The 13980-nt window shown below is 75.4% G+C and carries 11 protein-coding genes; 8 read left to right on the forward strand and 3 right to left on the reverse strand.

All coding sequences use genetic code 11. The annotated features are described in order from the left end of the window. The first annotated feature begins 103 nt into the window (after window positions 1-103). The 4 genes from ACQP2P_RS24110 to ACQP2P_RS24125 all read left to right on the forward strand — a co-directional run bounded on the left by ACQP2P_RS24110 (window position 104) and on the right by ACQP2P_RS24125 (window position 3800). A complete protein-coding gene (locus ACQP2P_RS24110) occupies window positions 104-889 on the forward strand; it encodes a hypothetical protein (RefSeq protein WP_433604242.1) in 786 nt (261 codons plus the stop codon). 395 nt (window positions 890-1284) lie between these two features. Further along, window positions 1285-2067 carry a lysophospholipid acyltransferase family protein gene (locus ACQP2P_RS24115; protein WP_433619235.1) on the forward strand — a complete coding sequence of 261 codons (783 nt, stop codon included), beginning with the start codon at window positions 1285-1287 and terminating at the stop codon, window positions 2065-2067. A 137-nt stretch (window positions 2068-2204) separates the two neighbouring features. Next, window positions 2205-2615, forward strand: a complete 411-nt coding sequence (locus ACQP2P_RS24120) for a YciI family protein (RefSeq protein WP_433604244.1) — start codon at window positions 2205-2207, stop codon at window positions 2613-2615. A 45-nt stretch (window positions 2616-2660) separates the two neighbouring features. Further along, window positions 2661-3800: an RNA polymerase sigma factor gene (locus ACQP2P_RS24125; RefSeq protein ID WP_433604246.1), complete on the forward strand. Its 1140-nt coding sequence runs from the start codon at window positions 2661-2663 to the stop codon at window positions 3798-3800. A gap of 28 nt (window positions 3801-3828) precedes the next feature. On the opposite strand, the gene ACQP2P_RS24130 is transcribed toward ACQP2P_RS24125, so the two are convergent. Together ACQP2P_RS24130 and ACQP2P_RS24135 are read right to left on the reverse strand one after the other, a co-directional pair. Next, the gene (locus tag ACQP2P_RS24130) at window positions 3829-4380 is read right to left on the reverse strand and encodes a LuxR family transcriptional regulator (RefSeq protein ID WP_433604248.1); all 552 of its coding nucleotides are present in this window, start codon (window positions 4378-4380) and stop codon (window positions 3829-3831) included. Window positions 4381-4532: 152 nt separating this feature from the next. Continuing rightward, window positions 4533-7058, reverse strand: coding sequence for a helix-turn-helix transcriptional regulator (locus tag ACQP2P_RS24135; protein WP_433604250.1), 2526 nt, complete (start codon window positions 7056-7058; stop codon window positions 4533-4535). 227 nt (window positions 7059-7285) lie between these two features. On the opposite strand from ACQP2P_RS24135, the gene ACQP2P_RS24140 reads away from it, so the two are divergent. From ACQP2P_RS24140 to ACQP2P_RS24155, 4 genes are all read left to right on the forward strand, one after another. Next, the gene (locus ACQP2P_RS24140; RefSeq protein WP_433072826.1) at window positions 7286-8800 is read left to right on the forward strand and encodes a dynamin family protein; all 1515 of its coding nucleotides are present in this window, start codon (window positions 7286-7288) and stop codon (window positions 8798-8800) included. 64 nt (window positions 8801-8864) lie between these two features. Next, the gene (locus ACQP2P_RS24145) at window positions 8865-9710 is read left to right on the forward strand and encodes a nucleotide exchange factor GrpE (RefSeq protein WP_433604252.1); all 846 of its coding nucleotides are present in this window, start codon (window positions 8865-8867) and stop codon (window positions 9708-9710) included. Further along, window positions 9707-11626 (forward strand): dynamin family protein, encoded by a 1920-nt coding sequence (locus tag ACQP2P_RS24150; RefSeq protein ID WP_433604254.1) that lies wholly within the window; start codon window positions 9707-9709, stop codon window positions 11624-11626. Before ACQP2P_RS24145 ends, ACQP2P_RS24150 begins: the two co-directional genes overlap by 4 nt. Before the next feature lie 11 nt (window positions 11627-11637). After that, window positions 11638-12393: a hypothetical protein gene (locus ACQP2P_RS24155; protein ID WP_433604256.1), complete on the forward strand. Its 756-nt coding sequence runs from the start codon at window positions 11638-11640 to the stop codon at window positions 12391-12393. Window positions 12394-12462: 69 nt separating this feature from the next. Here the strand turns inward: ACQP2P_RS24155 and ACQP2P_RS24160 are convergent, their stop codons facing one another. Further along, on the reverse strand, window positions 12463-13950 hold the full coding sequence (locus ACQP2P_RS24160; RefSeq protein WP_433604258.1) for an Hsp70 family protein: 1488 nt from the start codon (window positions 13948-13950) through the stop codon (window positions 12463-12465). Between the last annotated feature and the right edge of the window lie 30 nt (window positions 13951-13980).

Genomic DNA, 13980 nt, shown 5'->3' on the forward strand with positions numbered 1-13980 from the left:
CGCCGCCGACGCTGTCGTACGGTGTGTCGCGCTCGGAAAATGTCATAGGCGGCTGGTATGACTGTTCCGACACATGTTCGATAGACGGGTTGGGGAGGGTGCGATGGTTGCCGCGCGGACCGCGGTCACGGGCTTGTCGACGGTGGATCTGGAGCAGATCCGGGACACCCTCGCGGCCGGCCGGAAACCGAAGGTCGTGTTCACCGAGCAGGCCGGGCAGATCGCCGGGCAGCTGGGCCAGGTCGTCGCGCTGACCGACCCGGAGCTGTCCGACGAGTGGGTCGTGGTCCGGTTCGGCCGCGACGAGCTGCCCTTCTCCCCCACCGACCTGGCGATCGCGCCGAAGGCCCCACCGGCCAAACGCGCCCCCGCCGTTCCCGCACCTCGTGAGGAGAGCCCCGTGCCAGCCCCTTCCGTAGCCGACTCCCCCGCCCCGGCCGAGGCGCCGGTCTCCCCCGGTGCCCCGGCGCCCGCGCCGGCCGCCGACCCGGCTCCCGCCCCGCCCGCAGCCGCGGCGTCCCCGGCCTTGAGCGCCGACTCGTCCGACTCGCCGGGTTCGGGGGCGAAGCACACGCCCGGGAAGCCGGCCGCGAAGAAGACCGCCCCGAAGCCGAAGCCGGCGCCCGGGCTGACGGTGACCCTGGCCTACGCCGACGGCGAGTGGACGGTCGCGGCGAACCAGGGCGCGAAGGCCCTCGCCAAGCCCTACGTCATCAAGGCCGGCGAGGCGCTGAAGATGGTCGCGATGCTGGACGTGCCGGGGGTGCACGAGGCGGTCGAGGAGATCGTGTCGGCGGCCCGGGCGGAGGCCGAGACGCAGGCGGAGCGGCTGCGGGCGGAGCTGGCGGAGATCGAGGCGCGGCTGGCGGAGCTGCGCGAGGCCGAGTAGCCACCGCCCCGGGTCCGCGGCCCGCTCCCGGGTCCCCGGCCGGGCGGCCCGCACGGGCCTGCGGCGGCGCCCGGTGCGTCCCGCGGTGCCGCCGCAGGTGTGGGTCGCGGCGGCACGGCCGGGGCCGGGAGTCCCGGGTCGAAGTGCACATCTGCCGACGGGACGGTTGCGCCGGCCGGGCACGGCGCTACCGTGTCCGGATCGAAGCAACCACCTGCGGCAGGAACGGACACGAGCACGTGAGCGACGCGGAGCCAGCTGCACCCGCCGAATCCGCGACCTCACTGGTGGAGCCGGCGTCCGCGGCCCCGGACGAGGCCGGTCGGCGCACCGCCGCGGTGGACGCGCACGCCGTGCGGGGCGACGCGCCCGTCACGCCGGGTCCGGTGGCACCGGTGGAGCCGGCCGAGCCGTGGCGGGTGCCGCGGCTGTGGCGTGTGCTGCTCGTCCTCGCCCGGATCGTCGTCGCGCCCGTGGCGCGGCTGCGGGTCACCGGCGGGCTGCCGGCCGGGCTGCGCGGCGGGCCGGTCATCCTCGCCGTGAACCACATCGGGCCGTTCGACCCCGTCGCGGTCACCGCCGCGTGCGGCGCCGCCGGGATCGCGCCGCGGCTGATGGCCACCGGCGGGCTGTTCCGGGCGCCGGTCGTCGGGTCGGTGATGCGCGCGTGCGGGCACATCCGCATCAACCGGCGCCAGGCGAACGTCGCCGCCGCCGTCGACGACGTGACGCGGGCGCTCGCCGCCGGGTCGCACGTGCTCGGATACCCGGAGGGCCGCATCACCCTCGACCCCGGGATGTGGCCGGAGCGCGGGAAGACGGGGCTGGCCCGGGTGGCGCTCGCGACCGGGGCGCCGGTCGTCGCCGTCGCGCAGTGGGGGGCCCACGAGGTCGCGGCGTGGGGCGGGTTCGGCCCGACCGTCCGGGCCCTGGCACGAGCGCTGCTGCGCCGGCCGGTCGTGCGGGTGCACTTCGGCGCGGTCGTCGACCTGTCCGGGATCGACCCGGCCACGCCCGGAGCGGCCCAGCGCGCCACCGACCGGATCATCGACGCGATCACCGGCGAGCTGCGGCCGCTGCGGGCCGACGAGCCGCGGCTGCCCCGCTACGTCGATCCGGTGCGGCCCCTGACCCTGCAGCGGCGGCACCGGCCCGCCGGCCCCCGCTCGATCGGCTGAAGCGACACCGTCCGGGCAAGAACCCGGAGCAGAACACCGGAGCAAAAAAAAAGCCGGAGCAAAGCCGGTCCGGATGTCGAGAACCTGGTGCCGGCTGCGTCCCCGGGGTGTCCGACGAGCGAAAGGGAACGACAGACATGAAGTATCTGCTGCTCAAGCACTACCGTGGCGGCCCGGAGCGGGTGGTGGACTACGCGCCGATGGACCGGTGGACGCCCGAGGAGGTCGACGCGCACGTGCAGTACATGGTCGGCCTCGCGAACCGGCTGCAGGAGTCCGGTGAGTTCGTCGACGGGCAGGCGCTGCAGCCCGGGGGTGCGTTCGTGCGCTACGACGGGGAGGGCAGGCCGCCGGTCACCGACGGTCCGTTCGCGGAGACGAAGGACCTCATCGCCGGCTGGATGATGATCGACGTGGAGTCGTGGGAGCGGGCGGTCGAGGTGGCCGGGGAGCTCTCGGCGTCGCCCGGGCCCGGCGGCAGGCCGCTGCACGAGTGGCTCGAGGTGCGCCCGGTGCTGTCCGGCTTCGGCCCGTCAACCACCGGCTGAGCGGACGCCGGGCTTCGCCGGCGCGTGACGGAGAGGACGGGCGTCGTGGACGAGGCTGTGCTGCGCGAGCTGGTGCCGGCGGTCATCGGGGTGCTCGTGCGGCGCGGCGCCGACTTCGCCTCCGCCGAGGACGCGGTGCAGGAGGCGCTCATCCGGGCGCTGGCCACGTGGCCGGGCGACCCGCCCCGGGACCCGAAGGCGTGGCTCGTCACCGTGGCTTGGCACCGGTTCCTCGACGCGGCGCGGTCCGAGGCGGCGCGGCGGGGCCGGGAGGTGGCCGTCGACGCGGAGCCGCCCGCCGGGCCGGTCCCGGGCACCGACGACACGCTGCGGCTGTACTTCCTGTGCGCGAACCCGGTGCTGCCCGCCGCCGCGGCCGTGGCGTTGACGCTGCGGGCCGTCGGCGGGCTGACGACCCGGCAGATCGCGGCCGCGTACCTGGTGCCGGAGGCGACGATGGCGCAGCGGATCAGCCGGGCGAAGCGGCGGCTCGCCGGGCTGCCGCTGGACCGCCCCGGCGACCTGGGCACGGTGCTGCGCGTGTTGTACCTGGTGTTCAACGAGGGGTACGGCGGCGACGTCGACCTGGCGGCGGAGGCGATCCGGCTGACCCGTCAGCTCGCGGCGCTGGCCGCGGAGCCGGAGGTGGCCGGGCTGCTCGCGCTGATGCTGCTGCACCACGCCCGGCGGGCCTCGCGGACGGGGCCCGGCGGGCGGCTGGTGCCGCTGGCCGGGCAGGACCGGTCGCGGTGGGACACGGGGCTGATCGCCGAGGGGGTGGCGGTGCTGCAGGCGGCCCTGGCCACGGACCGGCTGGGCGAGTATCAGGCGCAGGCCGCGATCGCCGCGCTGCACGCCGACGCCCGCAGCGCGGCGGAGACGGACTGGGTGCAGATCGTCGAGTGGTACGACGAGCTGCTGCGGCTCACCGGCGACAGCCCCGTCGTGCGGCTCAACCGGGCGGTGGCGGTCGGCGAGGCGGATGGTGCGCGGGCGGGGCTGGCGGCGCTCGGCGGGCTCGACGCGGGCCTGCCGAGGTTCAAGGCCGTGCAGGCGTACCTCCACGAGCGCGCCGGCGACCGCGGGCTCGCCGCGCAGCTGTACGCCGCGGCGGCGAAGGAGGCGACGAGCGTGCCCGAGCGGGACCACCTGACCCGGGAGGCGGCCCGGGTCCGGCAGGGCTAGACCCTCGGCCCGGCGGCTCAGGGCCGGCTCAGGCGCCCTCGCGGCGCATGCGCAGGTAGGCGAGGACGGCCTCGCGGGTGGTGCGCACGCCCAGGACCTCGCGGGCCTCGGCGATGCGCCGGTTCGCGGTGCGCAGCGACAGGAACTCGGCCGCCGCCGCGGCCGCGATCGTCTCGCCGCCGGCGAGCCGTTCGAGCAGGGCGCGTTGCTCCGGGGCGAGGACCGGTCCCCCGGCCTCGCCGGCGGGGCCGGTGCCGAGCTCGGCGTCGGGGTCGGTGGTGACCGGGCCGATGCGGCCCAGGTCGGCGAGCAGCGCCCGGCCGATCTCGGCCGCGGTGTCGGCGACCGCGACGATTCCCGCGCCGCGGGCGGCGGCGAGCAGGGCGAGCTCGGCGGTGTCGGCGTCGGCGACCCGGCCGAAGAGTGCCAGGCGCGCGTCGGACACGTCCCAGGCCTGGTCGGTCAGGGCGAAGCCCTCGCGGGTGGTCCAGCCCGCCCGGGCGAGTCTGCGCAGCACGGTGGTGGCGTCGGCGCCGGTCGCCACGACGTACCGCGGTGCGAGTGCCGGATCTCCCGCCATCAGCGGCCCACAGGACAAGACATGCGCCCACCATGCGGTGCGGGGGCCGTCTCGCACAAGACCATCGCGTTACTCATCCATGCCCCTCGATGGCGGGGCGGTGCGGCGTGCCCGCCCGGACGGGCCGTGCGGGCACCGGCGTGCACCGGGGCTCACGGGGCGAGCTCCTCGATGGCCAGCGCCGCGGCCTCGGTGCGGGTCTTGGCGCCGAGCTTGCGCATCCCCGAGCGGATGTGCGTCTCCACGGTCTCGCGGGAGATGCCCAGCTGCCCGGCGATCCGGCGCGTCGGCTCCCCGTTGGCCACGAGCCGCAGCACGTCCCGCTCGCGGTCGGTGAGGTCGTCGCCGGCCCGGCGGCCGCGCGTGTCGCGGCGGATCGAGTGCCGCCGCAGCGCCCGGCGGGCCCGGCCGAGCAGCACGACGAGCCCGGCCTCCTCGGCCAGGCGTTCGGCCTCGAGCAGGGGCGGCACGGCCAGCTCGGCGCCCTCCTCGAGCAGCCCCTGGGCCAGCAGGCACCGGACCTCCTCGCGGCGGGCCAGCTCGTGCCAGGCGGCCGCGGCCTCGGCGAAGCGCACCGGGGCCTTCCACGCCTCCAGGGTCACCCGCACCGGCGCGAGGGGCATGGTGTCGTCGGCGCCGGTGAACGAGGTCCCGGCGTCGTAGGCGGCCCAGCGGGCGGTGATGCGCCGCAGCCCGTCGACCAGCGGCGTGGACACGGCCGCGTCGGCGGGCTCGAACGCCTGGTCGGGGCGGCCGTCGAGCCAGGCCGCCTCGCGGGTGACCCAGTCCAGGACGGGGCCGGCGGAGGCGGGCCGGTTCTGCAGCGACTCGAGCCGGGCCCGGGCCGGGGCGAGCAGGCCGCCGTCGGCCTCGGCGAGGCTCGCGGCGGCGACGGCGTAGCCGCGGGCCAGGGCGGGCAGGGTCCGGTCGGCGAGGTCCCCGGCCCGGCGCACGACCTCGTCGATGCCGTCGCCGCGCAGGGCGTCGCACCACAGCTGGGCGGCCAGGAACCGGGTCTGCCAGCTGTAGGCGAGGTCCCCGGCGCAGGCGGCGGCCGCGGCCGCGGCGGCCTGGGAGGCCTCGGCGAGGCGGGCGTCGGCGGTGAGGGTCTCCACGAGCAGCCACGCGGACCAGCGGGCGGCGAGGGCGTCACCGGCCTGCCCGGCGGCGGAGGCCGCGGACGCGAGCCCGTATTCCCAGCCGGGCTGGCGGGTCCCGGCGCGCACGGCCGCGATCGCCGCGCGCAGGCCCGGGTGCGTGGGCGCCTCGCCGTGGACCTTCAGCAGCTCCTCGGCCCGGGCCACGGCGCCGCCCGGGTCGGTGGTGAGCATGGACAGCAGCCGGATGCGGTCCCGGCCGCCGACGACCTCGGCCGGCGCGTCGTCGGCGACGGCGGCGACGGCCGCGGCGGCGGGCACGGGACTGCCCTGCTGCAGCAGCGCCTCGCCGCGCAGCACGGCCGCGACCGGGTCGGTGGTGGCCGGGTCGATGACGCGCAGGCAGGAGCCGGGCCGGCCGGCGGCGAGCGCGGCGCGGGCGGCGGCGATACGGACCTCGGGCTCGGCCCGCACGCCGGGCAGGTCGCAGGCGAGCAGCAGCAGCTCGGCCCGGTCGCCGGAGGACTCCGCGGCCGCGGCCGCGGTGACGGCGACCTGGTAGGCCTCGGGCCCGGCGCCGGCCGCGGCGAGGTGGCGGGCCGCCTCGCGGGGCGGGACGAGCGTGGCGAGGCGCCGGTGGACGGCGGCGCGCTCCTCGGCGGAGAGCAGACCGGCGGCGACCTCGGCGGTGTAGGGCGAGACGGGCGCGGCGACCCCCTCGGTCAGCTCGACGAGACCGGTCTCGACCAGCTCGGTGAGGCCTTCGCCGAGGACGGTCGCGGTGACCGGGCGGCCGAGCAGGCCCAGGGCGGCCATCGCGGTGCGGGCGGGGCGGGTGAGGTCGGCGAGGGCTCCGGCGACGGTGTAGGCGAGGCCCTTGTCGAGCCCGTCGCCGGCGTCGCGCGGGGTGCCGCCCTGCGCGACGTGCTTGGCCAGGGCCACCACGGCGAGGGGCACGCCGCCGGCGCGGCGGACGAGGTCGGTGACGACCGCGGCCGAGGCGGACGGGGCGAGCTGGCGCACGAGCGCGGCCGCGGCGTCGGCGGGCATCGGCGGCATCGGCAGCCAGGCGCCGGACCGGGCGGCCGCGGCGCGCAGGGCCCGCTCGGCATCGCCCGGCAGCCGGTGCGGTGTCCGGAGTGTGACAACAATCCGACAGTGCTCCGCGATGGCCGGGAGGGCGGCCATCGTGAGCGGATCCGCCCACTGGAGGTCGTCGAGCAGTAGCAGACCGTGACGGACGCGGGAGCGGACGGCCTCGGCGAGCAGCGGCGCCTCGTGTGACGGGAGTCGCACCCGCACGGCCCGGGACAGCGGCAGGGCCGGCACGCCACGCAGCATCGCCAGGGCGCCGCCGCTGAACACCGGCCCGCGGAAGGACTCCCCGAGACGCTTGAGGACCCCGGTGCGGCCCGTGCCGGCCGTGCCCGAGATGACCACGAGACCCGGATTACGCAGGGCTTCCACCGCCGCGGCGATCAGCTCGGCGGGCGGCCACACGGCAGGAACGCTCGCCCGGCCCACGACCGCCGACGCCACCGCCGGGCCGGCGACGGGCTCATCAGTCGGTGCCTCAGGCACGGGAAGCCTCCATTCCTGGCACGAACATGGGATCCTGCGCGCGCAGGATATTCGTAATGTGTGTGCCGTACGTGCGTGACATGACGGTACTGATTGCACCCAGGAGCGAATAATGAGCGAGGTCCACCCCTTGGACACCCGAGGGTACGTCGGCATTGTGGCTGAACCCACCGGCCTCGCGCAGTCGGTGATCAGTCTGTGCCCGACGTCGAAGCGGAGCTGACACCGTGGCTCCAGGACCCCTGAGCTCCCGCGTCGGCGACCTGTGCGCCGAGGTCGGCAACCGCCTCGGCGGCGCCGCCCAGGCCCAGGTGGTCGACGTGCGCCGGCGGCTGGGCGAGCCGCTGCGGGTCGCGATCGCCGGCCGCCTCAAGTCCGGCAAGTCCACGCTCGTCAACGCGCTCATCGGCCGGCGGGTCGCGCCGACCGAGGTCGGCGAGTGCACGCGCATCGTCACGCAGTTCCGCTACGGCACCTCCGACCGCGTCGACGTGGTCAAGCGCAACGGCGCCCGGGTCAGCCTCCCGCTCGACGAGGCCGGCATGATCCCCCAGCGGCTCGGCGTCGCCCGCCACGAGGTCGCCTACGTCGACGTCACGCTCACCAGCGACCACCTGCGCGACCTGACCGTCGTGGACACGCCCGGCCTGTCCAGCGCCAACACGTCCGTGTCGGACCAGGCGCGCCGGTTCCTGTTCTCCGAGGCCCCGATCGACGACGACCTGGACTCCGACTCCGCCGGGGCGCTGTCCGGTGCCGAGGCCATCATCTACGTGTTCACGCAGTCGGTCCGCGAGGACGACGTGCAGGCCCTGGAGGCGTTCCGGTCCATCTCCGCGCGCCTGTCGAGCAACCCGATCAACTCCCTCGGGCTGTTCAACAAGGTCGACAAGCTCGCCGGCGGCGGGCAGGACCCCTGGCCGATCGTCGCGCCGCTGGCCAACGACCAGTCGAAGGTCCTGCGCCGGGTCGTCTCCGATGTCGTGCCGGTCGTAGGCCTCCTCGCCGAGACCACCGAGGCCGGCCGGCTCACCGCCGCCGACTGCGAGGCCCTGCGCCAGCTCGCCGCGCTCCCCCAGGGCGAGCGGACCGTGCTGCTGGCCTCCGTCGACCTGTTCACGACCCGCGAGTGCCCGGTCACCCGCGAGTCCCGCGAGCGGCTCCTGCGCCTGCTGGACCTCTACGGCATCAGCTTCGCCATCGCCCAGCTGGTCGCCAAGCCGACCCTGGCCACCGGCGAGCTCGTGCGGATGCTGTTCCAGGCCTCCGGGTTCCCGCGGCTGCGCCAGACCCTCGACCACGCGTTCCGGTGGCGCACCGACGCCATCAAGGCCGGGTGGGCGCTGTCGAGCCTCGAGAAGATCGCCAGCCACGCCGAGCGCCCCCACGACCGGGAGCTGCTGCGCGACGCGATCGAGCGGGTGCTGCAGCAGCCCGAGTCGCACCGGCTGCGGCTGCTGGAGGTCGCCCAGCTCGTCACCACCGGCGCGGTCGACCTGCCCGACCAGATGGAGGGCGAGCTGACCCGCCTCGCGCTGTCCAACGACCCGAGCTGGATCCTGAACCTGCCCCAGGCCGACCGCGACTCGATGGTCCGCGCCGCGCTGGACGCCGCCACCCGCTGGCGCGCCTACGCCGTGGCCGGCGCGAGCCCGTCGCAGTCCCGGGTCGCGCTCGTCGCGCACCGCGGCTTCTACCTGCTCTCCCAGCGCATCCGCGGCGGAGGGGCAAATGTCCGATAATCACGGGAACAGCACTATGGTCAGCACGGCCAATAGCCGAGGCCCCCACCCCCAGGAGCCGAAGATGTCCTCCAACAGCCTGCGCCTGCTCGCGGTCGCCGTGGCGCTCGTCATCGCGGTGCTCACCGGCGCGGCGACCGGCCTGGTCGGCGGCGCGCCGAACTGCCCCGCCCAGACCTTCGGCGCCGCCGCCCCGCAGAAAGCCGAGGGCGGAGGCGCGGTCAGCGACGCGGTCGGCGACGCGATCAAGGGCGGCGGCGGCACCCCGCAGCAGCCCGACGGCAAGACGCAGCAGGCCCAGTCCATCACCACGCAGGCGTGCACCGCGCAGGAGACGTTCGGCCTGAAGCCGGCCCTCGTCGCCTTCGCCGGCACCCTGTTCGTCGGCGCGGCCCTGCTCCTGCTGCTCCTGCTGTCCTCCCGGGGCTCCGGCGGGGCCACCGCCCCGGTGTCGGCCCCGCCCGGCCGCGGCGGCGGGCAGTCCGAAGCCGACCGGCGGGCGCTGGTGCAGGCCACCATCTACGTGCGGGACCGGGTCACCAGCAAGGCCCTCGGCGACCGGCTCGGCGCCGCGCTGCACGAGGCCGGCGTCACCGTCCTGGAGCCGACCGGGGTGCGGTTCGACCCGGCCCACCACGAGGCCGGCGGCACCACCCCGACCAACGACCCGAACCTCAGCGGGCAGATCTCCGGCGTCGAGGTCCCCGGCTACGTCGACCGCGACGGGCGCGTCCTGCGGGCCCCGATCGTCACCGTGTACCAGTCGGGCCGCAGCGCCGGCGGCGCCACCGGAGCCCACCCGACGGTCGGGCGCGCCACCTCGGCCGGCGGCCCGACCGGGGCGCACCCGACCGTCCCGCAGCCCAGTCAGCACACCACGCAGCAGCCGCGCAGAGAGCAGCCACGATGACCCAGACTCCCAACGCACCCGCCGGCGCGGCGCCGAAGAAGCCCGCCGACCAGACCGCGGCGCTGGGCAAGCTGCTCAAGGCCGGCGTCGAGGGCAGCCTCGCCTACCTGCGCAAGATCGACCCGGACGCGGCCGCCGACATCGACACCGAGCGCCGCCGCGACGTGCAGCGGCCGAAGATCGTCGTGGTCGGCGAGACCAAGCGCGGCAAGAGCTCGCTGACGAACATGCTCATCGGCGTGCCGAACCTGTCCCCGGTCGACGCCGCCGTGGCCACCGCGTCCTACCTCGAGTTCATGCACAACGCGCAGCACGGCGCCCGCGCCTACATCCCCGGCCGCGAGGACCCGGTGCCGATCGGCCTGGGCGACCTGCGCGACTGGGGCACGGTGATGGGCCGGCTGCCCGACGGGATGCGCCCGCCGCGGCGCATCGAGATCCAGCACTCCGCGCCGCTGCTGCAGTATCTGACGCTCATCGACACGCCCGGCACCGGCGGCCTCGACTCGATGCACGCCGAGGTCGCCATGGACGCGGTCGAGAAGGCCACGGCGCTGCTGTTCGTCGTGGACTCCTCCAGCCCGTTCTCCAAGCCGGAGATGAACTTCCTCATCGAGGCCAGCAAGAAGGTCAACTTCGTGCTGTTCGCGCTGACGAAGGTCGACGCCTACCCCGGCTGGCGCAAGATCCTCGACGACAACAAGGGGCAGCTGCAGACCCACGCGCCCCGGTTCGCCTCCGCGCCGTGGTATCCGGTGTCGGCGCGGCTGGCCGAGCTGGCGATGCAGATGCCCAAGGAGGCCCAGGGCGAGCTGATCCGCGAGTCGCGCATCGCCGAGCTCCAGCACGCCCTGATCGACCTGGCCTCCAAGGGCCACCTGCTGCAGCAGGCCAACGTGCTGCGCAGCATCCGCTCGGAGTACATCCGCTTCGACCAGGAGCTGGGCGACCGGATGAAGGCCACCGACCCGGACCCGGCCGACTTCGAACGGGCCAAGGAGGAGCGCGCGCAGGTCGCCACCCGCAAGCGCACCGAGTCGCGGCAGTGGTCCCTGGCGCTGTCCACGGAGACCCAGCGGGCCCGCGTCGAGGCCACCTCGCGGCTGCGCAACTACATCACGCAGCTGCAGGAACAGTTCATGGAGAAGATCGACAAGGGCGGCCGCGGCGACATGCAGGAGCTGCCCGCCGAGGTGGACAAGGCGCTGTACGCGCTGAGCGTCCGGCTCTCGCACGACCTCGAGTTCCGCTTCCGCAAGGTCGGCGAGCGCGTCCTGGCGCAGGTGTTCCACCCCAACGAGCTGCAGCACGTGCTGCGCGGGCTCAACGCGCGGCTGCGGCACGCCCTGGGCACCAAGCCGCGCCGCGAGCAGTCCGGCGAGGGCGCGATGGTCGTCATGTCCTCGGCCGGCATGGCGATGATGGCCGCCCGCGTGCCCGGCATGATCGGCGGCGCCAGCGCGCTCGGCGCGATCGGCCTGGCCGGGGCCGGGCTCGTGCTGCCCGTCGTCGGTGTCGGCCTCGGCCTCGCCGCCGGCGCCTACATGATCTTCAAGCGCAAGAGCATGGCCGACAAGGTCCAGGCCCGCACCTGGCTGCGGGAGGTCCTCGGCGAGGCCCGCGCCGCCCTGTCGGACGAGATCATGAACCGGTTCACCGACCTGCAGTACGCGCTGACCCTCGCCCTCGACGAGGCGATCGAGCGGCGGCTCAAGCAGCTCGACGCCCACATCGCGAACATCGACAAGTCGCTGGCCGAGGACAAGGCCGAGCGCGCCAAGCGCAAGGCCGCGCTGAACACCGAACGGGAAGGGCTCCGTGCCCGCATCAAGCAGGTCGACGAGGTGCTGGTGCGCATCCGCGCGCTCACGCCCGCCGGGCCGGCCGATGCGAGCGCCGAGGCCGCCGAGGCGTAGGGGGCTGACCGATGGACGGGCACTGGGAATGGTCGGACGGCGACGACTCCGCCGACACCGCTGACCTGGGCGGGGACGCCGGGCACGACCTGCACGGCGACTTCTCCGAGGACTACGGCGCCGGGTTCGACGCCGGCCACGCCGGCTATGGCGGGGACGAGCACGACCTGAGCGGGCCCGGCCATCACCTCGGCGACGGCTCCGACCTCGAGGAGCCGCTCGGCACCGAGCACGCGACGGCCGAGTACGACGAGTCGCTGCACGACGCCCACGGCGGCCACGACGGCAACGAGGGCCACGACGACCTCGGCGGCCACGACGAGGTCCAGGCCGAGACCCAGGCGGAGGTCCAGGCCGAGGACGCCGCGCCGGCGCACCTCAGCGACGGGCAGCCCGACTACGGCGACCAGCACGACACGGGCCACGACCAGCACGAGACCGCGTTCGGCGCCGACCCCGACGTCGACGCGTCCGCCGACGACCCGGCCTGGCACGAGGTGCAGTTCCCCGAGGAGCTGCACCTGCAGGACCCGCCCGAGCCCGTCGACGGCTTCCCGTGGACCGACGCCGACGTGCTCGGCGGACCCGACCACAACCTGTCCGCGGCGTTCGACCCGGCCGTGGAGCACCACGGCCCGGCCGAGCCCGCGGGGCTGGCCGACTACGCCCACCTCGACGTCCCGCCCGGCACCGACCCGTGGAGCATGCTGCTGGGCTCCGAGGACCCGGCCACGAGCAGCCTCGCGACCTACTGGGCCCCGCAGTAGCACCCGCAGACACCAACGCGGCATCGGTACCTGCGGAAGGTACCGATGCCGCGTTGTGGTTGCCGGACCCTAGCCGAGCGCGGTCCAGAGCAGGATCACGAACAGGATCGCGACCAGGATCAGGACCACCACGATCACGGCGATCCAGTTGCGCTCGGTCGCCTCGTCCTGCTGCGCCGGGGCCGGCCGGGCGGCCTGCGGCGGGAACGGCCCCGGGCGCGCCGGGACGACGGGCTGCTGCACGACCGGCTGCGGCTGGGGCCGGAACACCGGCTGCGGGGCCACGGGCTGCTGCACCGGCGGGCGCTGCACCACGGGCGGCGCGGTGACCGGCGGCCGCTGCTGCACCTGCGGCACCACCGGCTGACGGACCGCCGGGGAGACCGGCACGCTCGACACCGGCGTGTGCTGCGGCATCGGCCGCTGCTGCGGCGGCGGCGGGGTGATGGTGCGCGGGGTGCCCGAGGTGCCGACCGGCGGCACCGCGGCGCCGATGCACAGCGCCCCCTCGACCACGACCGTCTCCGGCTGCTCCAGGGTCGTCGGGGCCACACCGAGCTCGGTGTGGATGAGGTGCGCCGCGAGCGGGATGCGCGACGAGCCGCCGACGAGGAAGATGCCGACGAGGTCCTTCGGCTGCAGCCGCGCCGAGTCGATCGCCCGGCGCAGGCACGCCACCGTGCGCTCCAGGTAGGGCTTGACGAGGGTCTCGAGCTCCTCGCGGGTCAGGTGCGCGTCGATCTCCATCGACGGGAGGTGGATGTCGGTGGACGCGGTCCGCGACAGCATCTCCTTCGCGCCGCGCACGTCCTCGTAGAGCATCCGCCGCAGCCGCCGGTCCGAGGCGTCGGTCGGGTTGGCCAGCGCCGCCCACTTCGCGGCGTGGCTCTCGGAGTACGTCTTGCCGAGGTGCTCGACGATCGCGTGGTCGAAGTCGAGGCCGCCGACGTCGGCGAGACCGTCCTCGGCGAGGACCTCGAACCCGGACTGGGTGCGGCGGACCACGGTCGCGTCGAACGTGCCGCCGCCGAGGTCGTAGATGGCCAGGCTGCGCCCGACCGGCACGGCCGAGCCGAGCACGGCGGTGAAGTACGACGCCGCGCCGACCGGCTCGGCGATCAGCCGCGCGGGCCGGGCCGGGGTGCCCAGCCCGGCGATCCGGGTCGCCTCCAGCAGCAGCGACCGGCGCCGCTCGCCCCACCGGGCCGGGTGCGTGAGGCGCACCTCGTCCGGGGCCGCGCCCAGTTGCCGGCGGGCCTCCTCGTTCACCTGCGACAACACGTGTGCGAACAGCCGCGGCACGGGCATCGGGTGGTCGCCGATGAACACCTCGCCGTCGTCGATGCGCCGCTTCGGGTTCGGCTCGAACCGGGCCGGGTCGAGCCGGGCGTTCCGCTCGGCGTCCCGCCCGACCAGGACCTTCCCGTCGGTGTTGAAGTACAGGGCAGAGGGCAGCAAGGGGGAACCGTCGAACAGCAGCGGTCGCATCCGCGCGTCGGGCGTGCGGACCATCGCGACCGTGTTCGACGTGCCGAAGTCGATGCCGAGCACGCGCATGTGCGTCACCCTACCTTTGCCGTTGCGCGC

Origin of the sequence: Dactylosporangium sp. CA-139114 (assembly GCF_050955725.1) — a bacterium.
Classification (GTDB): domain Bacteria; phylum Actinomycetota; class Actinomycetes; order Mycobacteriales; family Micromonosporaceae; genus Dactylosporangium.